Below are 22,412 nucleotides of genomic sequence, written 5' to 3'. Positions count from 1 at the left end.
GGTAGGCTGACGCGGTTCCCGATCGACCCCGCCGAGTCAGCCCGACGGAGACCGTGAGTACTACTGCCGCCTCCACCAGCCATCACCTCTCGCCCGCCTTTCCCGGCCGGGCGCCTTGGGGTACCGCGAGTAAGCTGCGCGCCTGGCAGCAGGGCGCGTTGGACAAGTACATCCAGGAGCAGCCGCGGGACTTCCTCGCGGTGGCGACCCCCGGCGCCGGTAAGACCACCTTCGCCCTGACCCTCGCCTCCTGGCTGCTGCACCACCACGTCATCCAGCAGGTGACGGTCGTCGCGCCGACCGAGCACCTGAAGAAGCAGTGGGCGGAGGCCGCCGCGCGGATCGGCATCAAGCTGGACCCGGAGTACAGCGCGGGCCCGCTGAGCCGGGAGTACCACGGCATCGCCATCACCTACGCGGGCGTCGGCGTCCGGCCCATGCTGCACCGCAACCGGATCGAGCAGCGCAAGACGCTCGTCATCCTCGACGAGATCCACCACGCCGGTGACTCCCGCTCCTGGGGCGAGGCGTGTCTGGAGGCGTTCGAGCCGGCCACCCGGCGGCTGGCCCTCACCGGCACCCCGTTCCGGTCCGACACCAACCCCATCCCCTTCGTCACCTACGAAGAGGGCAACGACGGCATCCGGCGCTCCTCCGCCGACTACACCTACGGCTACGGCAACGCGCTGGGCGACGGCGTCGTGCGCCCCGTCATCTTCCTCTCCTACAGCGGCAACATGCGCTGGCGCACCAAGGCGGGCGACGAGATCGAGGCGCGGCTCGGCGAGCCGATGACCAAGGACGCCGTCTCCCAGGCGTGGCGCACCGCGCTCGACCCGCGCGGCGACTGGATGCCGAACGTGCTGCGCGCCGCCGACCAGCGGCTGTCCGAGGTCCGTAAGGGCATCCCCGACGCGGGAGCGCTCGTCATCGCCTCCGACCAGGACTCGGCCCGCGCCTACGCCAAGCTGATCCGCGAGATCACCGGCACCAAGGCGACGCTCGTGCTCTCCGACGAGGCGGCGGCCTCCCAGCGGATCGAGGACTTCACCCACTCCGACGACCGCTGGATGGTCGCGGTCCGCATGGTGTCCGAGGGCGTGGACGTGCCCCGGCTGGCGGTCGGGGTGTACGCGACCACCATCTCAACGCCGCTCTTCTTCGCCCAGGCCGTCGGCCGCTTCGTACGGTCGCGGCGGCGCGGCGAGACCGCGTCCGTCTTCCTCCCCACCATCCCGAACCTGCTCGGCTTCGCCAATGAGATGGAGGTCGAGCGCGACCACGTCCTGGACAAGCCGAAGAAGGACGGCGAGGAGGAGAACCCGTACGCGGAGGAGGAGAAGCTCCTCGAAGAGGCCGAGAAGCAGCAGGACGAGGACACCGGCGAACAGGACCAACTGCCCTTCGAGGCACTGGAGTCGGACGCGGTCTTCGACCGGGTGCTGTACGACGGCGCCGAGTTCGGCATGCAGGCGCACCCGGGCAGCGAGGAGGAGCAGGACTACCTCGGCATCCCGGGGCTCCTCGAACCCGACCAGGTGCAGATGCTGCTCCAGAAGCGCCAGGCCAAGCAGATCGCGCACAGCCGCAAGAAGCCGGATACGGAGGCGGATCTGCTGGAGCTTCCGGCGGAGCGGCGACCGGTGGTCACCCACAAGGAGCTGCTGGAGCTCCGCAAGGAGCTCAACTCGCTGGTCGGGGCGTATGTCCACCAGAGCGGAAAGCCGCATGGCGTGATCCACACCGAGCTGCGCCGGGTGTGCGGCGGACCGCCGAGCGCGGAGGCGACGGCGGGGCAGATCCGCGAGCGGATCAAGAAGGTCCGGGAGTGGGCAACGCGCATGCGCTGACCCGCGGTTCTTTCCCCTCCCCGCCCCTCCCCGCACCAGGGGCCCCGCCCCTGGACCCCGGGCCCGGGGAGCCCCGGGCGCCCTCTGGTGCGCTGGCATGTCAGGGCCACGGGGTCTGGCGGTTGGGGTGGCGGGGTTGGCGGATTGATGTGCGGCTGCGGGGCGTGGCAGGGGCTTCGCCCCTTGAGCCGGGGTCTGGGGCGGAGCCTCAGTTTCGGGAAGGGGCGGGGAGGGGAGCAGCGCCCGCCGCAGGCGTCCCGTTCTGCGCAACCCTCTTTCGAAAAATTTCATGAACCGGTCGCAGACCCCCCTCATGAAACCGGGCAAAACGGGATAACCTCGGGCGCTCTTGCGCCATACGCTTTGGCAGCTCCGCTCGTATTCTGGACAAACCCTTCCGCAAAGCGGACCGGCTCGCTAGCGTTCGGGCACGCACACGCCCCGTGGCAGCGCCGCCGCGGAGCGCAGCCGGTGCGTGACCACCGCGACCGGCGGCCTCTTCGCGCGCCGTCGTCGGGACCGGCGGGGCACCGCACGAAGAGCCGCCACTCATCACCGAGGAGGGGGCGTCGTGACCGCGGAGACCTCTCAGACGCTCGATCGGGGACTGCGCGTCCTCAAACTGCTCGCCGACACCGACCACGGGCTGACCGTGACCGAGCTGTCCAACAAGCTCGGCGTCAACCGCACCGTGGTCTACCGGCTGCTGGCCACCCTCGAGCAGCACTCCCTGGTCCGCCGGGACATCGGCGGGCGGGCGCGCGTCGGGCTCGGGGTGCTCCAGCTCGGCCGCCAGGTGCATCCGCTCGTACGGGAGGCGGCGCTGCCCGCGCTGCGCTCCCTCGCCGAGGACGTCGGCGCGACCGCCCACCTCACCCTGGTCGACGGCACCGAGGCACTCGCCGTCGCGGTCGTCGAGCCGACCTGGACCGACTACCACGTGGCCTACCGGGCCGGATTCCGGCATCCGCTCGACCGGGGCGCCGCCGGGCGCGCGATCCTCGCCGCCCGCGCCGGCCGCCCCGACGATCCCGGGTACGCCCTCACCCACGGCGAACTGGAAGCGGGCGCGAGCGGCGCGGCCGCCCCGCTCATCGGGGTGACGGGGATAGAGGGCAGCGTCGGGGTCGTGATGCTCTGCGACTCGGTCCCGGAGCGGGTCGGCCCCCGGGTGGTCGACGCGGCCCGAGAGGTCTCGGACGCCTTGAGGTGAGCGCGGGCCGCCACGCGGCGGCCGGGCACCACGGTCGGGTGCACACCGCCCCCGGGCGGCCCCGTGGGGCCGGGGTGGCGGCTCATGCCTCCCGGTAGTCAACTAGATTCGCACCATGCCTGCCGTCTCCCCCCGCGCCCGTCGCCTCGCGCTCTGCTCCGCGCCCGTGCTCGCCCTGCTCGCGGTGGCCGCGTTCGCGCCGCTGCCGTTCACCGTCGCCCAGCCCGGTTCGACCGTGAACGTCCTGGGCTCCGACCGCGGCAAGCAGGTGATCAGCGTCTCGGGGACCGGCACCCGCAAGACCGCCGGGCAGCTGCGGATGACGACGATCCTGGCGACCGGCCCGGACGCCACCGTGCGGGTGAAGGACGTGGTCAGCGGCTGGTTCGCCACTGACCGCGCCGTCATGCCGCATGACTCGGTCTACGTCGGCGGCACCACCGAGGAGATCGAGCGGCACAACTCCGAGGAGATGCGGGAGTCCCAGTCCTCGGCCACCAGTGCCGCGCTCGGCTATCTCCACCGCTCCCCGCGCGACGTCAAGGTCACCCTGCGCCTCGCCGACGTCGGTGGTCCGAGCGCCGGGCTGCTCTTCTCCCTCGGCATCGTCGACAAGCTGGACGGCGACGGCAGCGGCGGCGACCTCACCGGTGGCCGGACGATCGCGGGCACCGGCACCATCGACGCCAAGGGCAAGGTCGGGGCCGTGGGCGGGGTCCCGCTGAAGACGCAGGCCGCCAAGCGGGACGGCGCCACGGTCTTCCTGGTGCCGAAGGCCGAGTGTGCCGATGCCACGGCCGAACTGCCCAAGGGGCTGCGGCTGATCCCCGTCACCACCCTCAAGGGTGCGGTGACGGCTCTGCGGGCGCTGCGGTCGGGCGACGCGGTCCCGCACTGCTGACCGGCGCCGCCGCCCCCTCCTCCGCCGTCGTCGCCGCCCCCTCGTCCATCCCGCGCCAGGCCGGGAAGACCAGCGGACTGAGCGTGGCCAGGAAGTAGACACCGCCCGTCATCAGGAAGGCGGCGGTCAGCCCCACCCCCTCGACCAGGCACCCGGCGGCGAGCCCGCCGAGCGGCATCACCACCCACACCCCCGCGGTGAGCGCCCCCGAGACCCGGCTGCGCAGCTCATCGGGGACGGCCTCGTACGTCACCGTGGTCAGGATCGGGTTGAGCATCCCGGCCGCGACCCCGCTGATCGCCATCGTCACGGCGAGCGGGGACACCCCGGGCACGAACGCGGCGATCAGGAACCTCGGCAGCCCGCACACCAGGAAGCTCACCGCGAACACGGTCCGGCGCGGAAAGCGGTCGCCCACGGCCCCGTACAGCAGCGCCCCCACCAGCGCCCCGCCGCCGAACAGCGCCGTGAGCAGCCCCAGTTGCACGGAACCGCCCAGGTGCCGCTCGGCGTGGACCGGCAGCAGTACCGAGGACAGGCCCTGGTCGAGGCCGTTGGTGACCATGACCATCAGCACGATGGCCAGCAGCAGCCGGTGGCGCAGCAGGAAGCGGTAGCCCTCGCCCAGTTCGGCGCGGTAGGCGCGGGCGGACACCGGGACGACGGGCTTGCGCGGCGCGGCGGCGGGCAGTCCGCGCAGCCCCGCCATGATCAGCACCGCGGATGCCGCGAACGTCGCCGCGTCCAGCAGCAGTACCGCCGGCGGGCCGAGCAGCGCGATCAGCAGCCCGCCGAGCGCGGCGCCCAGCATCCTGGCCCCGCGCGAGGCCCCGTCGTAGAAGCTGGCCGCGCGGCTGAGGGTGGTGCCCGCCCGTTCGGCCAGCGCGGGGACGAGGACCTGGCGGGCGGTCTCGCCCGGCGCGTGGAGCAGTCCGCAGAACGCCATCAGCGCGCACAGCTGCCAGAACCGCAGCACCCCGGCGAAGTGCAGTACCGGAATCGCGGCGACGGCCGCCCCGCACAGCGAGTCGGAGGCGATGGAGACCCGTCGGCGGCCGATCCGGTCGATGACCGGCCCGCCGATGACGGCGGAGACGACCACCGGCAGGGTCGCGCAGAAGGACACGAACCCGGCCTTGGCCGCGCTGCCCGTCGTCTCCAGGACGAACCACGGGACGGCGATCAGGGTGAGGGAATTGCCCGCTATGGAGACGGTGTTGGCGGCGAGGACGAGAAGGAGTGGTCTTCGGTCGTCCCCGCTGTTCCCCCGGCGCTCTCTGTCTCCTATGTCGTCGGAGCTCATATCAGTGGTCGAACCTGGCGGTCAGACCGGATTGCGGTAGCCGCGGCGTGGCCAGCCGCAGCCCGACCTCCACCAGCGTCCAGCCGACCCGGGCGCGCAGCACCCGGGCGCGGGCAGATCGGGAGCGGCGGTGCGGCCGGGACGCCTCGCGGGCCTCGTCCCGCAGACGCTCGGCGCGTATGTGGTGCAGCCACAGATGGATCTCGTCGCCGTACATGTGGTTCCCCCCAGGGATCGGTCAGTCCTCGTCGCGCGGGAAGGCGTGCAGATGGACGCGGTACGGGGCGGAGCCCTCGGTGTCCCGGTCCGCTTCCTTCTCGCGGTAGCTCTCGATCAGTTCTTGCACCTTGTCGCGCATTTCGCGGGCGAGCTCAGGGGTGAGGCGCATGCGGAAGTCGCTGATCTCCCAGGCGGCCCGCCACTCCTCCGGCCAGTCGTGGAGGGTGCCCAGAGAGGTGGACATCTCCTGCATGTGCTGGGTGGCCATCTCGTGCAGCACGGTGTTCACCGCCCCCCGTACGGCCGGGTCGGGGTGGGCCAGGAACTTGGGGATACCCCAGCGCGTACGCCTGTGCACCGCCTTCCACCACCGCTCCCGCCCCTTGCCTCGCTCCGGGTCGTCCTCGACGAAGCCATAGGTGGCCAGTTGTCGCAGATGGTAGCTCGTGGCGCCGCTCGACTCCCCCAATCTGTCGGCCAGTTGGGACGCGGTGGCCGGTCCGTACTCGCGCAGCGCGCTGAGCAGGCGCATCCGCAGCGGATGCGCGAGCCCGCGCAGGGAGCGTGGGTCGAGCACCCGGACTTCGTCGGACGCAGGCTGTTCGTTCTCTGCCATGCACCGCAGCGTAAGCATGCAAAGACTCCGTTGCAACCCTTTCTTTGCAACGGAGTCTTTGGATCCGCTTCAGCGACCCGGAGCCGCCCCGCTCAGTCCCGCGCCGCCTGCCGCACCAGCGGGATGATCCGCAGCGGCACCGGGTTCTCCATCACGATCGCCGTCGAGGCCCGGACGATCCCCCCGAACCCCACCACCAGGTCGATCACCCGCTGGAGATCGGCGTTGGAGCGGGCCACCAGTCGGCACAGCATGTCCCCGTGGCCCGTGGTGGTGTGCAGTTCCAGCACCTCCGGAACGGTCGCCAGATGGGCCCGTACGTCCGGCCCCTGCCCCTGTTCGATCTCCAGCGTCGCGAAGGCGGTGACCGGGTAGCCGAGCGCCGCCGGGTCCACTTCGGGGCCGAAGCCCCGGATCACCCCCTGCGCCCGCAGCCGGTCCAGCCGCGCCTGCGCCGTGCCGCGGGCGACACCGAGGCGGCGCGACGCCTCCAGCACCCCTATCCGTGGCTCCTCGGCGAGCAGCTCGATCAGGCGGGCGTCGAGCCCGTCGATTCCCATGCGGTCCCCCTCCAGGTCCCAGGCTTCTCTCCAGGCGTCCTCTGTGGCGGTAGTCACCCTGTACAGGATGCGCGGTCGGGCGCAGCCGCGGCTATACACACTGACCAGCGATTTCGCGAAGTGTTGCGCACCTTGAGCCACCGAGGGACGCTTCGAAGTATGACTGAGACGACAGAGATGCTGCAGCAGGGGGACGCACGGCACGCCGACCCGTTCCCCGTGAAGGGGATGGACGCGGTCGTCTTCGCCGTCGGCAACGCCAAGCAGGCCGCGCACTACTACGCCACCGCCTTCGGCATGAAGCTCGTCGCCTACTCCGGCCCGGAGAACGGCAGCCGGGAGACGGCCAGTTACGTCCTCGTCTCGGGCAGCGCCCGCTTCGTGTTCACCTCCGTCGTCAAACCGGTGAGCGCCTGGGGCCGCTTCCTGTCCGAGCATGTCGCCGAGCACGGCGACGGGGTGATCGACCTCGCGGTCGAGGTGCCGGACGCGCGCGCCGCGTACGCGTACGCCCTCGAGCACGGCGCCACCGGGATCGAGGAGCCGCACGAGGTCAAGGACGAGCACGGCACGGTGGTCATGGCCTCGATCCGCACCTACGGCGACACCCGCCACACCCTCGTCGAGCGCACCGGCTACTTCGGCCCGTACCTCCCCGGCTACGCCGAGGCCGAGCCGATCGTCGCCCCGCCGGCGCGCCGGAACTTCCAGGCCATCGACCACTGCGTGGGCAATGTGGAGCTCGGCCGGATGGACGAGTGGGTCGGTTTCTACAACAACGTCATGGGCTTCACCAATATGAAGGAGTTCGTGGGCGACGACATCGCCACCGAGTACTCCGCGCTGATGTCGAAGGTCGTGGCGGACGGCACCCGCAAGGTGAAGTTCCCGCTCAACGAGCCCGCGGTCGGCAAGAAGAAGTCCCAGATCGACGAGTATCTGGAGTTCTACGGCGGCCCCGGCGTCCAGCACATCGCGCTCGCCACCAACGACATCGTCGCCACCGTGCAGGCGATGCGTGCGGCCGGGGTGAGCTTCCTGGACACGCCGGACTCGTACTACGACACCCTGGGGGAGTGGGTCGGCGACACCCGCGTCCCGCTGGACACCCTCCGTGAGCTGAAGATCCTCGCCGACCGGGACGAGGACGGCTATCTGCTCCAGATCTTCACCAAGCCGGTCCAGGACCGGCCGACCGTCTTCTTCGAGCTGATCGAGCGGCATGGCTCGATGGGCTTCGGCAAGGGCAACTTCAAGGCGCTCTTCCAGGCGATCGAGCGCGAGCAGGCCAAGCGCGGCAACCTCTGACCGCCCCGGGGGGCGGGCCGCGGCCCGCGGCCCGCCCCGCACGGCCGCGCCCATCCCCCCAATTCCGCGCACATGCGCCCACACTCCCGTACTCATGCGCCGCTGGTGCCAGAAAAAGCGAACACCTGAATGGGAGCGCTTTCTCACCGTCTACACTCACGGCGATCTGTTCACTCCAACACGGCGTGATCACACGGGAGTTGTTGAGTATCAATGCACACGGAAAAGTACACTGCGGGCCGTTTGACCAGGCGTAGGTTCACCCTCGGCGGGGGAGTCGCCGCGGCCGGCGCGCTCGGTGCCTTCGCCGCCCGCGCGGGGGCCACCACCGTGGCGGGCGGCCGGTTCGACCTGTCGGTGCCCTCCACCCAGCTGATCCGCGAGAAGACCCCGCACAACTCCACCGTGCTGCAGTCCTTCGCGTTCGACGACGTGGGCGGGCACGTCTACACGATCCAGCTGATGGAGGGCGGGATCCGGCTCAGCGGGGAGTCCGCCCCCGTCTCCGGCGCCGACCGCGCCGCCCACGGCGATCTGTGCGTCACCAAGCTGTCCCTGGCCGGGGCGGAGCTGGGCTCGATGTACCTCAAGGGGTTCGGGCACGGCGTCGCCATGGGCTGTGAGCCGGTCGGTTCCACGGCCTATCTGTGGACCGAGTCGGACGCCAACCCCGACTCCGGCTACGGCCGCGCCATCAGCCGCTTCAAGTTCGCCGACGGCACCGTGCTGTCGTCCGGTTCGTCCTCGCCGGCCAAGCACCGCCCGGTGGCGGGCTCCACCAGCAATCAGCCCGCCGTCGACATGCTCAACCGCCGGCTGCTGCTGCGCCACCGCCTCGACGGCGAGGTCCGCTACCGGCTGATGAGCCTGTCCGGGGTCAGCGCGGGCGACTACACCGCGGTGTACGACGACATACCCCAGACCGGTGTCGAGGACGGCGAGGTCTTCCAGGGCTTCACGGTCCTCGGCGACTACGTGTACCAGCTGACCGGCACCGCCTACACCGGCGAGGACGGCGCCAACCCGCCCTCCGGCCACGGCAACACCTATGTCTCCTGCGTCGATCTGCGCACCGGTGAGCTCGTCCAGCGCGCCCGCACCGAGGCCGCCTACTCACTGAGCTACCGCGAGCCCGAGGGGATGGCCGTCCAGCTGTCCAGCCCGCGCCGGCTGTGCATGGGCTTCGCCTCGGGCGCCGCCGGGGACCGTAAGGTCAGCGTCTACTACAAGCCGCAGTAGCGTCCGTGCCGCACGGCGGCCCTGCTCGCGGGCCTCCTCAAGGCCCTCCTCGCGGTCATCCGTCCGCTGCAGCGATCTTCCCCGGGCGCTTCCCGAGTGCGAGTCTGGAGATATGACGGACCTCATCGAGCTGCTGCGGGAGGGCCTCCCCGAGGAGGCGGTGCTCACCGACCCCGATGTGACCGGGGCCTACGCCAATGACATGGCGAGCTTCTGCGAGGCGGGCGCGCCCGCCGTGGTCGTTCTCCCGCGCACGGTGGAGCAGGTGCAGCACGTGTGCCGCACCGCCACCGCGCTGCGCGTCCCGATCGTGCCCCAGGGTGCGCGCACCGGGCTGTCGGGCGCGGCCAACGCGTCCGACGGCTGCGTCGTGCTGTCCCTGGTCAAGATGGACCGGATCCTGGAGATCAACCCGGTGGACCGGATCGCGGTCGTCGAACCGGGCGTGATCAACGCGACCCTGTCCCGCGCGGTCATGGAGAAGGGCCTCTACTATCCGCCGGACCCCTCCAGCTGGGAACAGTGCACGATCGGCGGCAACATCGGCACCGCGTCCGGCGGGCTGTGCTGTGTGAAGTACGGCGTCACCGCCGAATACGTGCTCGGGCTCGATGTCGTCCTCGCCGACGGCCGGCTGCTGAAGACCGGCCGCCGCACCGCCAAGGGCGTCGCGGGCTACGATCTGACCCGGCTCTTCGTCGGCTCCGAGGGCAGCCTCGGCATCGTCGTACGCGCGGTCCTCGCCCTCAAGCCCGCCCCGCTCGAACAGCTCGTGCTCGCCGCCGAGTTCCCCTCCACCGCGTCCGCCTGCGACGCCATCTGCCGGATCATGGAGCGCGGCCACGCCCCCTCGCTGCTGGAGCTGATGGACCGTACGAGCGTCCGCGCGGTCAACGCGATGGGGAACATGGGCCTCCCGGAGTCCACCGAGGCGCTGCTGATGGCCGCCTTCGACACCCCGGACCCGGCCCCCGACCTCGCCGCCGTGGCCGAGCTGTGCACGGCGGCCGGTGCCACGGAGGTGGTCCCGGCCGAGGACGCCGCCGAGTCCGACATGCTGCTCCAGGCCCGCCGGATGACGCTTCCGGCGCTGGAGGCGGTCAAGGGCGTCACCATGATCGACGACGTCTGTGTGCCCCGCTCCCGGCTCGCCGAGATGATCGACGGCACGGCCGCCATCGCCACGAAGTACGGCCTGACCATCGGCGTCGTCGCCCACGCCGGGGACGGCAACACCCATCCCACGGTGTGCTTCGACCCCGCCGACCCCGATGAGTCCCGCCGCGCCCGGGAGTCCTTCGACGCCATCATGGCGCTGGGCCTCGAGCTCGGCGGCACCATCACCGGGGAGCACGGCGTCGGCGTCCTCAAGCGGGAGTGGCTGGCGCGTGAACTGGGCCCGGTGGGGGTGGAGATGCAGCGCGGTATCAAGCAGGTCTTCGATCCGCTGGGCCTGCTCAACCCCGGCAAGTTGTTCTGAGGGCCGGCTGTTGTGAGGCCGCCCGGACCCGGGGGTGGTCCGGACGGCCTCGGTCCCAGTGGCCGATCAGGTTTCGGCGCTGATCATGCCTCGACGCCGATCACGCCTTGAGCGAGGCGATGTCGATCACGAAGCGGTACCGCACATCGCTGCTCACGACGCGGTCGTACGCCTCGTTGATCCGCTCGCCGTCGATCACCTCGATCTCCGCGCCGAGCCCGTGCTCGGCGCAGAAGTCGAGCATCTCCTGGGTCTGCCGGATGCCGCCGATCTTGGATCCGGCCATCGACCTCCGGCCCGTGATCAGCGAGAACTGGTTGAACGCGCTGGAGTTCTCCGGCGCGCCCACGTGCACCAGCGTGCCGTCCAGCTTCAGCAGCGACAGATAGCCGTCCAGCGGGAGGTTCGCCGAGGTCGTGTTGACGATCAGGTCGAAGGTGCCCGCCAGCTCGGTGAAGGTGGACTCGTCGCTGGTGGCGTAGAAGCGGTCGGCGCCCAGCCGCAGCCCGTCGTCCTTCTTGCGGAGCGTCTGGCTCAGCACCGTCACCTCGGCGCCCATCGTATGGGCGATCTTCACACCCATGTGGCCGAGGCCGCCGAGGCCCACGATGGCGACCTTCTTGCCGGGACCGGCGTTCCAGTGGGCCAGCGGGGAGTAGAGGGTGATCCCGGCGCACAGCAGCGGGGCGGCGACGTCCAGCGAGATCCCCTCGGGGATGCGCAGCACGTAGTTCTCGTCCACCACGGTGTGGGTGCTGTAGCCACCGTAGGTGGGGGCGCCGTCGTACTCGTTGCCGTTGTACGTGGGCACCTCGCCCTTGAGGCAGTACTGCTCCTCGCCCGCGAGGCAGTTCTCGCACTCGCGGCAGGAGTCGACGAAGCAGCCCACGCCGACCCGGTCGCCGACGGCGTACTTGGTGACGGCGGAGCCGACCTCGGCGACCACACCGGCGATCTCATGGCCGGGCACCATCGGGAAGAGGGCGGTGCCCCACTCCTCACGGGCCTGGTGGATGTCGGAGTGGCAGATACCGGCGTAGGCGATCTCGATCAGCACGTCGTGCTCGCGCAGGGCGCGGCGCTCGACGGTGGTCCTTTCCAGCGGGGCCTTCGGAGCGGGGGCTGCGTAGGCGGTGACGCTGGTGGTCATAAACGTATCTCCCTGTGACGAACTAGGAAAAAGAGGATGGGTGAAGGGAAGGGGGAGGTAAGGAGAGGGAAGGGGGAAGGGGAAAGGGTGTGCGGGGGGAGGGGTGGGATCAGGGGGAGACGTCGGAGGACGGTCCCCCCGGAGGACGCGCTTCGGACGAGGGCGCGGAAGGATCGACCGAGGGGGTCGCGGTCCAGCTCGCCAGCAGCCGCAGGGCCGCCTCGGAGGGGGAGCCGGGCTCGACCGTGTAGATGCACAGAGCCTGGTCGGGATCGCCGGGCACGGTCACGTTCTCGTAGGCCAGCGTCATGTCCCCGACCACCGGATGGTGGTAGAGCTTGACGCCGTGGGTCTTCTCCCGCACGTTGTGGTCGGCCCACCACGTGCGGAACTCAGGGCTCTTGATGGTGAGCTCGCCCACGAGCTCGGTCAGCCGGGGATCGTCGGGATGGCGCCCGGCCTCCAGCCGGAGGGACGCCACCATCTCCGCCGCGACCGTCTCCCACTCCGGCCACAGCGAACGGGCCGCCTCGTCGAGGAACATGAAACGGGCCATGTTCCGCTCGTGGTACGGGAGCGCCTCGAAGTCGATGATCAGCGCCCGCGCCAGCTGGTTGGAGGCCAGGACATCGCCCCTGCGCCCGAGGACGAAGGCCGGTGAGACCCCGTCCAGCATGCGCAGCAGCGCGTGCACCCCGGGCCGCACCCGCTGGGCGCGGGGCGGCCGGCGGCGCACCGTGCGCCGGGGGCGCGGCCGGGTCAGCTCGAAGAGGTACGCACGTTCGGTTTCGTCGAGCTGAAGAGCGCGGGCCACGGCGTCCAGCACCGTCTCCGACACATTGAGGTGACGGCCCTGCTCCAGACGCGTGTAGTAGTCCGTGCTGACGCCGGCCAGCTGCGCCAGCTCCTCGCGGCGCAGCCCCGGCACCCGACGGGGGCTGTCGTTGCTCACGCTCACGCCCGCGTCGCCGGGGCTCAGACGTGCCCTGCGGCTCCGCAGGAACTCACTGAGCTCGGTGTTGCGGTCCATGGGTTCCAGTATTGGCAACGGAAAAGGCATCTGAGCGTGCCAAAGTAGGTCTGCTGAACCTAGGCCGGGCGGGGCCATGCGGGCCGTCGCCGCTCGTACGGCTTCGTGGCGCTCGCACGGGAGAGTGGTGGCGGGAGCGGTGGGCTGGTGCCGGTGGGCCGGTCTGATAGACCTTGACCGCGCGCTCCGGGTTGCACTGCGGCTCCTGTACGGCAAACTGCTTACGCCCCACCCTCACCGCGAGGCACCGCAAAGGCGCAGCGCAGTACAGCACGGCCGAGCAGATACGGGACATCGGAGATCATGAGCGCCCCTACCTCAGGATCCGCGGACGGCAGCTCCATTCCTGGTTTTTATCCTGATCCTTCATACGACTAACCGGCTATTTTCTGTGGTCGCTTTGACCTGCGGAAATAGCCGGACAGTGATCGTTGGCGGGGCGCTGCTCGTGAGCTGGGCCGAGCGTCCGTGTTGATCAGCGGCCGATCGACTTCATGCCCTGGTACGCCTCGCGTAGGTCGGACGCCTCGGGTAGCTGTCGGGCTTCAACGGCCTTCACTACCTCCAGCCCTCGCCAGTGGTTCGAGGGGACCACTCGACCGCTCTGTATGGCCTTGGACGCCGAGTCGCATGCTTCGTCCAGGCGGTTGTCTTTCAGCAGTACCAAGGCAAGATCGATGTTGGCCGATGCTACGCGGCGTGGCCACTTCGTGATATCGGTGCCGGGTTGCAGTCGAGCGATCACTTCCCGTGCATAGGGTTCGGCACCTCGATCACCAAGCCATGCGAGGGTGGTTGCTGTGTAGGCCAGCGCTTTCGCTGGGTCGTACCGATAGTGGTGCTCTGGGTTATCTGGCTTCTGAAGGGACCCGGACAGCTTTTGCACCCGTTCGATTGCGTCGTAGGTTTCGTCGGCCTGCCCTAGGCGTGCTCGCGCCCTGCCTTCTTGGGCTGTCGATTGGATGAGTGCGGAGCTTCCTGAAGGAGCGATGGCTTGGGCGGCCTGGGCGAGCTGGACGGCACGCGAGTAGTCCCCTGACGTCAGAACGCGCCAAGCCTCTGTCTCCAGGCACCATGCTTGGATTTCGGGATGCTCGGCCTGCTTGGCGAGTGCAGCGGCAGTCTGTAGCCGAGCCGTGGCTGCGTTCTCCTGCTTTAGGTCAATATGGAGTGTGGCGCCGAAAAGGGAAAGCCAGCCGCCTACGACCAATAGGCGTCGGTGCTCTTTCAGAGTCTTTCTGGCGTCCAAGAGTCGGGCAACATAAGCAGAATGCTGCTTAACGTGCTGCAAGAGTTGTTCCGGTGACGTAATTGGGTACGCCATCGCGAGATCATCGAATGTCTTTTCAAGGCGATTAAGAGTTTCTGGGCCGACGTCGCTAGCCTCCACTCGGCGCATTAGCTCCCACGCCTCGAACTCGTCATTATCGGACGACTCGATCTGTGCATTGAATAGGTTTGCTTGGGGCTGTGCCGAGGCCCCAGTCAGGAGAGAATTGAGCTCTTCCGGACTGATACCTAGAGCTTTTTGGATCGCCGGACGCTGGAATGGGTGCGGATCGGCATCCCCTGCTTCCCACCGATAAACGGTGCTGCGATTAGTGCCGACCGCTTCCGCGAATGATTCTTGACTGTACCCGCGTGCCTTGCGGCGATCTGCGAAGCGCTGTCGCTTGCCAGGCATCTCCCCACCCTTCTCTTGGCCTAGGGCAAGGGTAGACCCCTGAGCGGAACTGCATCAGTAGTGCATCAAACATGCACTGTTCGGATGAGCCTGGCCAGAGTTACCTGGATGGGACGCCATGGAAGGGACCCCCGCGACCGTCCGACCGGCCCGGGGGCGTGGCCATCAACTACAGGGAGTTGACGACATGGGCAAACATATCCGATGGCTCTTAGAGTCGCTGCTGCGGCGGTTACTTCCGGGCCGTGGGCATCACCGAGCCGTGGGGGTAGTGGTCTCGACGCTGCGTCAGGCGTCGCCGGTAGCCACGTGTAATGCGGCAGCGGCGGTTCAGCGGCCTAGCCTCGCTGCGGTGTGGTCGCCGGATGCCGACACGCTGATCTTCCTTCGTCCGTTCCCGGACCCGAATCCCGTGCGGCCGTATGTGCTCGCGCACGAGCGGAAACGACGGGAGGCCGAGTGGTGAGCGCGAACAATCCCTCTGCTGATCCGCAAGAGCCACAGCAGGGATCCGGTGGTCCCTCCACTCCTCAGGACTTGGATAAGCTCGCGCGCGACCTGAAGAAGAAGATTGACAAGCATCTTGGCCGAGGAAAGAAGTCATGACCGACGATGCGCCCGCGTTTGTGTTCATCTACGATCGCGAATTTGCCGACGACGCGGAATCGTCTGAATCGCGCATCAGTGCCTGCCGTGAGTACGCACGGTTGATGGGCTGGGAGGTAGCCGGGCAATGGGTGGAACCCCAAGGCTCGGGGAATCGGCTTAACTGGCGTGGGATGGCGGCAGCGATGGCACACCAAGGGAACGGCAGGAAGGCTATCTGCCTTGTTTCCGGCTGGGACCGTATCAGCATTGATCCGCAGGAATGGGTTGCGCTTCGTCGTCTTGTCCATCGAGCGGGCGGAATGTGCTGGTCAGTCGATACCGCTAGTTCCGTTTCGTAAAGCTCCTGCCTCAATCCCGCATAAGTGGGGCAGGAACAGCCTGAGGGCTTTGGTCGAACACTCTCGGGCTGCAACCTCCGAATAGGAGGGCAGTGGAAAGGATCTCCCGCCCGATTTCCCAGTCGCGTAGGTGTCGGGCGGGGGATTCCAACCCTGGTTGGTCTTTCTTGGCTCCGCTTTGGCTCTCTCGCCGTAGCCGAAGCGGTTCAGGTCCCGTCCATGCGCTACCCCTGTCGCGTGGGCGGGGCCTTCTGTTGTCTCTGGCTAGCTGTGGTTAACAGCCGTCACGTATGGCGCTAAGTGGTTGACATGTACCCGGGTGGTCTCTGCATGCTGGCACTCATTGGAACGAGTGACGACCAGATGAGTGGTCGGCTCCCTGTGAGTGGAGAGGACGTGATCATGTTCTATTGGCGGCCTGGGTTGGTGATGTGGTTCCTGGTGCTGGTGGCGTTAATGGGGCTGTGCGGGCACCCGGGGACGCGGTAGCGGTGTCCCCTCAGAAGCGGCTTGTTTCGGGCTCAACGCGCACAGACCGTGCGCACGCCATCCCGAGCAGTAGTGAAATCCGAGTGTCAGACGTGACACGAGTGACTCTGGTCATATTGGATCGTGTGTGCGGGGGCTGGATGGCCTATGGGTGGGGAGGTGACCACTCCGGTGGTGGATCGTGACCCTGAGTGGGATGAGCATCAGCGGCCGCGAGAGGTGGAACAGCCGGAAGAGGCTGTGTGGGTGCCGGATGCTCGGTACGTGGCCGCGTGGCGCGAGGCTCGGGACGCAACCGATGCCCTGACTGACGCGCTGGCTGCCGTGGACGGCGGGTGTGTAAGCAGAGGTGACGTGGTGCTGACACCGAGCACCGATGGCGTGGGCAGGCCCGTGGTGCGTTTCGCGGGTCGGGCCAGTCCTGAGGCGGTTCGGCGGGTGGCTGATGTGCTCAGGCGCGGCGCGGGGGCGCGGCCTGGGTGGTCGGCTGGTCGGTGAATTGAGCGCGCGGTGCTGGATCGGCGCGCTGTGGGCACGCCGCCGGCCGTAGCGGCTTTTTGGGCGGGAGCTGCCACGGGGCGAGAGAACAGGGGGCCTTACGCTGGCCCGGCGAATCGGGCGGGTCTGTGATCCTGCCCGCGTTTGCGACCGATTGGCCCCCTGTTCTTAGAGGCTCGCCCCGTGGTGGCTGCCTAAAAAGCCGCGTAGGCCGTCGGCCCCAGCCACGACGGCTCAGCCTCGATGGATGCTGCGGAGTGCCCCTTGCTGTGGGGGCAGATGGCGCGGAGCATGGCCAGGGACCGAACGACATAGGGAGGTCGGTATGAGGTTCTTCGGTGAAAGGCGCAAGCCAGATCCGCCGTTACGGACTCGCGGGCGCGGCAAGGTGCGAGTTGAGAAGGACAGGCGGGGGCGTGAGTGGGTGACGTGCACGGGGTGCGGTCGCCGCAAGATGAATCCCGGCTTCGCGCCAAGCAAGTTCGCTGCCCGCGACCATGCGGACTCGTGCACCTGCTGAGTGGCTTGCGTCCGGCGCGGAGCCTGGTGAGAGGCTGTTAGGCGAGACAGCTGAGCGGCACCTAGAACGGGCCTGGTCGGCGCGGTGGTTCGTGGAATCCGCGGGAAGGGTCCGCCTATCTGCGAACGCATGAGGAAAGCCCCCGCGCGGTATGCGGGGGCTTCTTGCTGTCCGGGGCCGAGCGAGTGTGTCGGGCGGCGGGGCGTCCGGACGGACCGGCCGCTAGGCCGCAGCCGTCCGGGGCGGCCTGGCCGACCGGCGCGCCGCTAGGCGCGCCCTTGAGGAAGTAAAGAAGATCTAGTCGCGTTAGCCGCGCTTGGGCGTTGTTGGTGTGATGCGGTAGCTGAGGCTGGCGGACTCCGCGCTCATGCGCAGCTCTTCCACGAGTAGCGCGCGGCCGTTCTGGTCCTCGGTCACGCGGTGCGTGATCAGGATCGTGTCGGCCATGCCGAGGGCGGCTTGCTCGTCCGGGCGCGCGGATCGGGCCGTCACGTTCTCCCAGAAGGAAAGTGTGTGTCCGGCGGCGGTGAGCATGGCGTACAGCTCTTCGGGGTGGGCGTCGGGACGGTCGGCTAGGGCCGGTACTTCGTCGGCGATGTCGAACGGGATCACGGTGACGGCGGCGGCCCGAACTCCGGTGTCCTCGTCGATGATCAGCAGTTCTGCTGTGAGGGTGTGGACGGCGCCTCGGCCGATGAGGCGGGCGATGGTTCCGCGTGCGTGACCCCGCGTGACAGTCACGGTCTCGGCCATCGTGAACGGATGGCCGAGCTCCAGCTTCTTGCCCTTGCGGATCAGCGTCCGCTTGATCGCGTGGGTCTGCTCGGGCTCCTGGCGGACGTAGGTCCCCTTGCCCTGCTGGCTGACCGCAAGCCCCATCCTGCGCAGCTCTGCAACCGCCTGCCTGACCGTATTGCGGGACACCTGGTATCGCTCCAAGAGTTCTGTCTCAGACGGCAGTTGGCTGCCCGGGGGATAGTCGCCTTCTTCGCCTTCTGCGATGGCGTCGGCCAAGATCCGTGCGAGCTGGCGGTAGCGCGGCTCGCTATGCAACGGCTGAGCGTCGGTGCTGTGGCTGCGTCCCGGCATGGTGCGTGCTCCTCGGGGTCTGGCCCTGCGGCGGGCTTCGGCTCGGTTACGGGGGTGGAGGTGCACTCATCAGAATAAGTGCTTGCCCCTTCGGGTCAACATGGCGCATGCTCTCACTCATTGGTACGAGTAATAACCAGATGAGAGGTCTGGTGCTCGTGTGATCGCAGAGAGAGGTGAGCTTGTGCAGACCATCCCTGTGGACGTGGCGCGTCTGGGCGCACTGATGTGCGTCGTTCCACCCGAGCCCCGGGTGAATCGGGAGACAGGAGAAGTCCGCACGGACCGGGAGGGACGGCGGCTCTACGTGGTCGGCGTCTCGGTCCGTCAGCCGGAATCCCGGCGGGCGGATGTGATCGAGGTCGTCGTACCGGGCGGGGCTCCGACCGTCGCGGAAGGTATGCGGGTCCGGATTCAGGATCTCGTCGCGGTGGCCTGGGAGATCGACGGTCGGCGTGGCACCAGTTACCGCGCTGTGGCCATCACCCCTGCGGAGAGCGAGGGGAAGGCGGCGCCGATCGCGGGCCGGGCCAAGTCGTCGTCTGGGGGTGACGCGTGATGGATCCGTCCGAGCTTCGGCTTGCCGCCGTGGACTGGACAACCCTGCGGCGGCATGTCCGGGAGTTGGCCAGCCAGATGGATGCCGACTTCGACCAGATGGACGCGGGTGATCGCGAGCGGCTGGCGCGGGTCGCGCTGGCAGTCGCGCATCTCGCTCAAACCATGATCACGCGCTCTGGAAGTGGGGGGTACCAGTGGTGGAATCCACCGACATCGTCGTGAGGCGGCTGATGCGGAATCTCCGCATGCTGAGCGGCTGTGACGACTTGCTGACCGCCATGGAGGGCGGCTCGATGGTCGCTGAGGTCATGGCGCTCACGGCGCGCACTGCTCAGCAGACCGCCGACGACGCTCGAACCATGCTCCTGACGCTCCGTCAGGACGGCAGTAGCGGTCGGGGAGGTGATCACTGATGCCGTGGGAACTGGTGGTCTGGCTGCTCCTCCTGCTGGCCTTCCTGACACAGGCGCGCTGGGAACACCGACTGCCTACGATGCCTCGTGGGCTGCGCCGGTTGGGGGCGCTGCCGTGGCGCTGGTACTTGGGCGGCTTCCCTTCCGCGGTGTTCAGGATGCGGTTCACCTGGCGCCGGTTCACCAGGAACGCCGACCTGGCGGTGCAGCGTCAGCCGCCGCGTGCACTGGTCGGCCGCGAACTGATCGTGACGGGCCGGGCTGTGCGGATGATCCCGCCTCGGCTGGGGCTGCCACGTCCTACGCGAGATGGCCTGGTGGCGCGGGTTCAACTGCATCCCGGACAGACACCGATTCCGTACATCGAGGCGGCACCGGCTATGGCGCATGCCTGGCGGATGCACTCGGTTCGGGTGGTCTCGTTTCGGCGTGGTGAGGTGACGATCACTGCCACCTGGCGGGACCCCCTGACTGATGCGGGCACCGAGCCGAAGCGCTTCCCGGGGCGGATACTCGCTGCGCAGGTGGGCCGTACAGAGCTGGGTATGGGCTGGACTCTGGACATGCGGCAGGTGCCGCATTGGCTGGTGGTCGGCGCGACCCAATCGGGGAAAAGCACCCTGCTTGCGTCCCTGGTGGCTGAGCTGGCACCGCAGCCGGTAGCGCTCGTCGGTATCGACTGCAAAGGCGGCATGGAGCTGTCGCTGTTCGAGCGTCGGCTGTCCGCGCTGGCCTGTAGTCGGACGGAAGCGCTGGCGCTCCTGGTGGCGCTCCTGGATGAGGCGCGCGACCGCATGGCCGTCTGCCGTAGGGCTGGTGCCCGGTCTATCTGGGAGCTGCCTGAGCACGTACGGCCGGTGCCGGTCGTGCTCCTGGTCGATGAGCTGGCTGAGCTGTACCTGGTCGACGGATCGCGGGTCAGTCGGCAAGAGGCGGCCGAGTGCTCAACGGCTCTGCTCCGGCTGGGGCAGCTCGGGGCGGCTCTGGGGTTGCACCTGGTGGTAGCCGGACAGCGCATCGGCTCCGAGCTGGGGGCCGGGGTAACTGCTCTGCGGGCTCAGCTCGGCGGCCGTATCTGCCACCGAGTGCATGACCAGCAGACCGCAGAAATGGCCCTTGGTGACCTTGCTGAAGACGCAGTGGTTGCGGCTCAGGTGATCACTGAGGAAGAACAGGGCGTCGCTATTACGACGGTCGGCGGCACCTGGACCCGTGTGCGGTCCCGACTGACCACTACTGCGGATGCTCGGGAAGTCGTGGCGCAGAATGTCGACAAGACACCGGCCATTCCCGCTCTGGTGCGTGCCATGGACGCAGTGAATAAGGAGGTGGGCGGAAATGACTGAAGCACAGGCAATGCCGATTGCGATCGTCGTCGGCCTGCTCTGCATTCTGATCCTCCGGTCCCGAGAAGTTGTCTGGTGGGTCGGGGCGCTCTTCTTCCTCTGGGGATTCACCATGGCAAGCACCACTCCGGGGCTGACCATCACGGATTTCTTGCAGTGGGCGGTCTACCAGAAATAGCGGGTCCAGGGGAGGAAGGAATGTCTCACCTGTATGTGAGGTGCCGTGCCTGCGGTCGGTGGCGCCTGCGCACTCGGGGCGGCCGTCTGAGGCGGTGCCGCTGCTGTCGGCGTCGTCCGCCACGGGGCTGACGTCTGATAGCTGACCGTGACGGCCGGCGTGAACCCAGCGTGACAATCCCCAGCTCAAACCCTAGAGGAGCAATGCCCGTGTACCTGGCCATCGATCGCCTCTCCGCCATGGCGGCGGACTACCAAGAAAGGGCACCGCCGCATGACGTCCCCGTGGGACACCCCTCGTGCGCGGCGCTCCGCACTCGAAATCGCGGGGCGCCTTCGCACGCTCTCAGAGACTGAACGCGACATGATCCGACTGGTTGGCGCTCCCGGTTTCCGCCGGTGGCTCGACCAAATCCACAACATCGGCGGCTGCGCCGACCCCATTTACCTGGCTGGGCGGACCATAACCCGCGACGCTGTCACGGGTGCCGTAATGCGCGTCTACACCACCGCCAATGAACCGGGCGGGGTGTTGGCCCTGCGGTGCGGTAATCGGCGTGATACACGCTGCGCGCCATGCTCGCGCATCCACGCTGGCGACACATTCCATTTGGTACGGGCCGGGCTTCTGGGCGGCAAGGAAGTTCCCTCGACAGTGACCGGACATCCGCGGCTGTTCGTCACTCTGACAGCGCCTGGATTCGGTGCCGTACACAGAGTCACGGACTCAAGGGATCGTAAATGCCGCCCTCGCCGTGATGGCGGGGAATGTCCGCACGGAAGGCCGATCGGATGTAATCAGGTTCATTCCGAAGCTGACCCAAGAGTCGGACAGCCCATATGCGGCCGGTGTTACGACTACGCGGCACATGTGCTCTGGCATGCAAAGACAGGGGCACTCTGGAATCGCACCACGATTCTGATCAGGCGTCACCTTGCGGCGGCGATGGGGATTACACAGAGAACACTCAATTCCCATCTCCGTGTCTCGTTTGCCAAGGTGGCCGAGTATCAGAAACGCGGAGCTATCCACTTGCATGCCGTGGTGCGCGTCGATGGCCCTTCCGGGCCCGAGGACGCTCCGCCATCTGAGGTCACGGCGGAGATTCTAGAGACGGTCGTCCGAAGCGCTGTAGAGGCCGCTGAGGCCCGTACGCCATACGCCCCGGGCTTGGGGGAGCACATCATCCGTTGGGGCGCCGAGATCGACGTACACGCGATCCACAGCGTGCATTCGGAGATTGACGGCGTGCCGATGACCGATGAGGCCGTTGCCGCGTACATCGCGAAGTACGTGTCGAAGAGCGTGGGGGAAGTGGGAGGCATTGACCGGCGCATCGCATCAGCCGGTGAGATCGATCGGCTGCGGATCAGCCCCCATGTGCGCGCACTCATGGGCACCTGTTGGCGCCTGGGCGGCGTAGTCGAGCTGGCCCCGCTCCGCCTGCGCCTGTGGGCTCATGCACTCGGCTACCGAGGCCATGTGCTCACCAAGTCGCGGCGCTACTCCACTACCTATGAGCAACTGCGCGCCGTCCGTGCTGAATACCGAAAGACGAAAGCGGCTGGCGGCTCAGTTCCGGCTGATGTGCCTACGGAAATTGAGTCCGCGTGGAGATACGTGCGGTCGGGACATACACCCGCTGAGGCAGAGATAGCAGCGGGTGTTTCGCAAGACCTTTCCCGTAGCCGCGACATAGGTCGCTCTGAGCTAAGTAATGAAGAGGGAAGGCGGGTTTATGGCTGAGCGGCACGGCAGGGTCAATCGCAATGATCCTGCCGTGTGCGCTTGGGTGGCCCGCCATTTGGCGCGTGCTCC

At 68.1% G+C, this 22,412-nt stretch carries 21 protein-coding genes; 13 read left to right on the top strand and 8 right to left on the bottom strand.

The features are described from left to right. Window positions 1-53: 53 nt before the first annotated feature. The 3 genes from J2Z30_RS13575 (at window position 54) to J2Z30_RS13565 (ending at window position 3,964) form a co-directional block, all read left to right on the top strand. On the top strand, window positions 54-1,850 hold the full coding sequence (locus J2Z30_RS13575; protein WP_044574550.1) for a DEAD/DEAH box helicase: 1,797 nt from the start codon (window positions 54-56) through the stop codon (window positions 1,848-1,850). 571 nt (window positions 1,851-2,421) lie between these two features. Continuing rightward, window positions 2,422-3,063 (top strand): IclR family transcriptional regulator, encoded by a 642-nt coding sequence (locus J2Z30_RS13570; RefSeq protein ID WP_044574552.1) that lies wholly within the window; start codon window positions 2,422-2,424, stop codon window positions 3,061-3,063. 115 nt (window positions 3,064-3,178) lie between these two features. Then, complete coding sequence (locus J2Z30_RS13565; protein ID WP_044574555.1) at window positions 3,179-3,964, top strand: S16 family serine protease; 786 nt, start codon at window positions 3,179-3,181, stop codon at window positions 3,962-3,964. Here the strand turns inward: J2Z30_RS13565 and J2Z30_RS13560 are convergent. The 4 genes from J2Z30_RS13560 to J2Z30_RS13545 all read right to left on the bottom strand — a co-directional run bounded on the left by J2Z30_RS13560 (window position 3,903) and on the right by J2Z30_RS13545 (window position 6,662). Further along, a complete protein-coding gene (locus J2Z30_RS13560) occupies window positions 3,903-5,267 on the bottom strand; it encodes an MFS transporter (RefSeq protein ID WP_044574558.1) in 1,365 nt (454 codons plus the stop codon). The genes J2Z30_RS13565 and J2Z30_RS13560 overlap by 62 nt on opposite strands. 1 nt (window position 5,268) lies before the next feature. Further along, window positions 5,269-5,484, bottom strand: coding sequence for a hypothetical protein (locus J2Z30_RS13555; protein ID WP_044574559.1), 216 nt, complete (start codon window positions 5,482-5,484; stop codon window positions 5,269-5,271). A 21-nt stretch (window positions 5,485-5,505) separates the two neighbouring features. Continuing rightward, a complete protein-coding gene (locus J2Z30_RS13550; protein ID WP_245387933.1) occupies window positions 5,506-6,102 on the bottom strand; it encodes an ArsR/SmtB family transcription factor in 597 nt (198 codons plus the stop codon). Window positions 6,103-6,194: 92 nt separating this feature from the next. Beyond that, the gene (locus tag J2Z30_RS13545; RefSeq protein ID WP_020870947.1) at window positions 6,195-6,662 is read right to left on the bottom strand and encodes an Lrp/AsnC family transcriptional regulator; all 468 of its coding nucleotides are present in this window, start codon (window positions 6,660-6,662) and stop codon (window positions 6,195-6,197) included. Window positions 6,663-6,821: 159 nt separating this feature from the next. Here J2Z30_RS13545 and hppD point away from each other — a divergent pair, with 159 nt between their 5' ends. The 3 genes from hppD (at window position 6,822) to J2Z30_RS13530 (ending at window position 10,689) form a co-directional block, all read left to right on the top strand. Beyond that, window positions 6,822-7,970: a 4-hydroxyphenylpyruvate dioxygenase gene (hppD, locus tag J2Z30_RS13540; RefSeq protein WP_044574564.1), complete on the top strand. Its 1,149-nt coding sequence runs from the start codon at window positions 6,822-6,824 to the stop codon at window positions 7,968-7,970. A 243-nt stretch (window positions 7,971-8,213) separates the two neighbouring features. Further along, window positions 8,214-9,209, top strand: a complete 996-nt coding sequence (locus tag J2Z30_RS13535; protein ID WP_245387932.1) for a phage baseplate protein — start codon at window positions 8,214-8,216, stop codon at window positions 9,207-9,209. A gap of 112 nt (window positions 9,210-9,321) precedes the next feature. Next, the gene (locus J2Z30_RS13530) at window positions 9,322-10,689 is read left to right on the top strand and encodes an FAD-binding oxidoreductase (RefSeq protein WP_044574567.1); all 1,368 of its coding nucleotides are present in this window, start codon (window positions 9,322-9,324) and stop codon (window positions 10,687-10,689) included. Window positions 10,690-10,789: 100 nt separating this feature from the next. Here the strand turns inward: J2Z30_RS13530 and J2Z30_RS13525 are convergent, their stop codons facing one another. The 3 genes from J2Z30_RS13525 to J2Z30_RS13515 form a co-directional block, all read right to left on the bottom strand. Further along, window positions 10,790-11,839, bottom strand: a complete 1,050-nt coding sequence (locus J2Z30_RS13525) for an NAD(P)-dependent alcohol dehydrogenase (protein WP_044574569.1) — start codon at window positions 11,837-11,839, stop codon at window positions 10,790-10,792. Window positions 11,840-11,948: 109 nt separating this feature from the next. After that, on the bottom strand, window positions 11,949-12,869 hold the full coding sequence (locus J2Z30_RS13520; RefSeq protein ID WP_044574572.1) for a helix-turn-helix transcriptional regulator: 921 nt from the start codon (window positions 12,867-12,869) through the stop codon (window positions 11,949-11,951). Between the two features lie 475 nt (window positions 12,870-13,344). Next, entirely contained in the window at window positions 13,345-14,553 is a 1,209-nt protein-coding gene (locus tag J2Z30_RS13515) for a helix-turn-helix domain-containing protein (RefSeq protein WP_078956853.1), read from the bottom strand. Window positions 14,554-15,155: 602 nt separating this feature from the next. Between J2Z30_RS13515 and J2Z30_RS13505 the strand changes: the two genes are divergently transcribed. Next, window positions 15,156-15,500 carry a recombinase family protein gene (locus J2Z30_RS13505; RefSeq protein WP_078956854.1) on the top strand — a complete coding sequence of 115 codons (345 nt, stop codon included), beginning with the start codon at window positions 15,156-15,158 and terminating at the stop codon, window positions 15,498-15,500. Window positions 15,501-17,313: 1,813 nt separating this feature from the next. Here J2Z30_RS13505 and J2Z30_RS13500 read toward each other — a convergent pair. Further along, window positions 17,314-18,096: a GntR family transcriptional regulator gene (locus J2Z30_RS13500; protein WP_044574573.1), complete on the bottom strand. Its 783-nt coding sequence runs from the start codon at window positions 18,094-18,096 to the stop codon at window positions 17,314-17,316. Between the two features lie 184 nt (window positions 18,097-18,280). On the opposite strand from J2Z30_RS13500, the gene J2Z30_RS13495 reads away from it, so the two are divergent. The 6 genes from J2Z30_RS13495 to J2Z30_RS13470 all read left to right on the top strand — a co-directional run bounded on the left by J2Z30_RS13495 (window position 18,281) and on the right by J2Z30_RS13470 (window position 22,340). Further along, window positions 18,281-18,655: an SCO3933 family regulatory protein gene (locus J2Z30_RS13495; RefSeq protein WP_044574575.1), complete on the top strand. Its 375-nt coding sequence runs from the start codon at window positions 18,281-18,283 to the stop codon at window positions 18,653-18,655. After that, window positions 18,655-18,879 carry a hypothetical protein gene (locus tag J2Z30_RS13490; RefSeq protein ID WP_209468663.1) on the top strand — a complete coding sequence of 75 codons (225 nt, stop codon included), beginning with the start codon at window positions 18,655-18,657 and terminating at the stop codon, window positions 18,877-18,879. Before J2Z30_RS13495 ends, J2Z30_RS13490 begins: the two co-directional genes overlap by 1 nt. Further along, the gene (locus tag J2Z30_RS13485) at window positions 18,855-19,070 is read left to right on the top strand and encodes a hypothetical protein (RefSeq protein ID WP_209468662.1); all 216 of its coding nucleotides are present in this window, start codon (window positions 18,855-18,857) and stop codon (window positions 19,068-19,070) included. The genes J2Z30_RS13490 and J2Z30_RS13485 overlap by 25 nt, the downstream gene beginning before the upstream one ends. After that, window positions 19,070-20,416, top strand: a complete 1,347-nt coding sequence (locus J2Z30_RS13480; protein WP_052701544.1) for an FtsK/SpoIIIE domain-containing protein — start codon at window positions 19,070-19,072, stop codon at window positions 20,414-20,416. Before J2Z30_RS13485 ends, J2Z30_RS13480 begins: the two co-directional genes overlap by 1 nt. Further along, window positions 20,409-20,594 (top strand): hypothetical protein, encoded by a 186-nt coding sequence (locus J2Z30_RS13475; RefSeq protein WP_198271192.1) that lies wholly within the window; start codon window positions 20,409-20,411, stop codon window positions 20,592-20,594. The genes J2Z30_RS13480 and J2Z30_RS13475 overlap by 8 nt, the downstream gene beginning before the upstream one ends. 273 nt (window positions 20,595-20,867) lie before the next feature. Then, window positions 20,868-22,340, top strand: coding sequence for a replication initiator (locus tag J2Z30_RS13470; protein ID WP_078956855.1), 1,473 nt, complete (start codon window positions 20,868-20,870; stop codon window positions 22,338-22,340). Window positions 22,341-22,412: the final 72 nt, after the last annotated feature.

The sequence above is a fragment of the Streptomyces iranensis genome (genome assembly GCF_017874715.1).
Classification (GTDB): Bacteria; Actinomycetota; Actinomycetes; order Streptomycetales; family Streptomycetaceae; genus Streptomyces; species Streptomyces iranensis.
Note: the sequence above shows the minus strand (reverse complement) of the source record. Positions and strands in the feature narration are given on the sequence as shown.

Bases quoted from the DNA above. Each gene is read 5' to 3' on its own strand.
- J2Z30_RS13550 (WP_245387933.1), bottom strand. From the start codon at position 6,102: ATGGCAGAGAACGAACAGCCTGCGTCCGACGAAGTCCGGGTGCTCGAC.
- J2Z30_RS13525 (WP_044574569.1), bottom strand. From the start codon at position 11,839: ATGACCACCAGCGTCACCGCCTACGCAGCCCCCGCTCCGAAGGCCCCG.
- J2Z30_RS13500 (WP_044574573.1), bottom strand. From the start codon at position 18,096: ATGCCGGGACGCAGCCACAGCACCGACGCTCAGCCGTTGCATAGCGAG.
- J2Z30_RS13545 (WP_020870947.1), bottom strand. From the start codon at position 6,662: ATGGGAATCGACGGGCTCGACGCCCGCCTGATCGAGCTGCTCGCCGAG.
- hppD (WP_044574564.1), top strand. From the start codon at position 6,822: ATGACTGAGACGACAGAGATGCTGCAGCAGGGGGACGCACGGCACGCC.
- J2Z30_RS13565 (WP_044574555.1), top strand. From the start codon at position 3,179: ATGCCTGCCGTCTCCCCCCGCGCCCGTCGCCTCGCGCTCTGCTCCGCG.
- J2Z30_RS13475 (WP_198271192.1), top strand. From the start codon at position 20,409: ATGACTGAAGCACAGGCAATGCCGATTGCGATCGTCGTCGGCCTGCTC.
- J2Z30_RS13560 (WP_044574558.1), bottom strand. From the start codon at position 5,267: ATGAGCTCCGACGACATAGGAGACAGAGAGCGCCGGGGGAACAGCGGG.
- J2Z30_RS13490 (WP_209468663.1), top strand. From the start codon at position 18,655: ATGGATCCGTCCGAGCTTCGGCTTGCCGCCGTGGACTGGACAACCCTG.
- J2Z30_RS13480 (WP_052701544.1), top strand. From the start codon at position 19,070: ATGCCGTGGGAACTGGTGGTCTGGCTGCTCCTCCTGCTGGCCTTCCTG.
- J2Z30_RS13505 (WP_078956854.1), top strand. From the start codon at position 15,156: ATGACCGACGATGCGCCCGCGTTTGTGTTCATCTACGATCGCGAATTT.
- J2Z30_RS13470 (WP_078956855.1), top strand. From the start codon at position 20,868: ATGACGTCCCCGTGGGACACCCCTCGTGCGCGGCGCTCCGCACTCGAA.
- J2Z30_RS13530 (WP_044574567.1), top strand. From the start codon at position 9,322: ATGACGGACCTCATCGAGCTGCTGCGGGAGGGCCTCCCCGAGGAGGCG.
- J2Z30_RS13515 (WP_078956853.1), bottom strand. From the start codon at position 14,553: ATGCCTGGCAAGCGACAGCGCTTCGCAGATCGCCGCAAGGCACGCGGG.
- J2Z30_RS13555 (WP_044574559.1), bottom strand. From the start codon at position 5,484: ATGTACGGCGACGAGATCCATCTGTGGCTGCACCACATACGCGCCGAG.
- J2Z30_RS13520 (WP_044574572.1), bottom strand. From the start codon at position 12,869: ATGGACCGCAACACCGAGCTCAGTGAGTTCCTGCGGAGCCGCAGGGCA.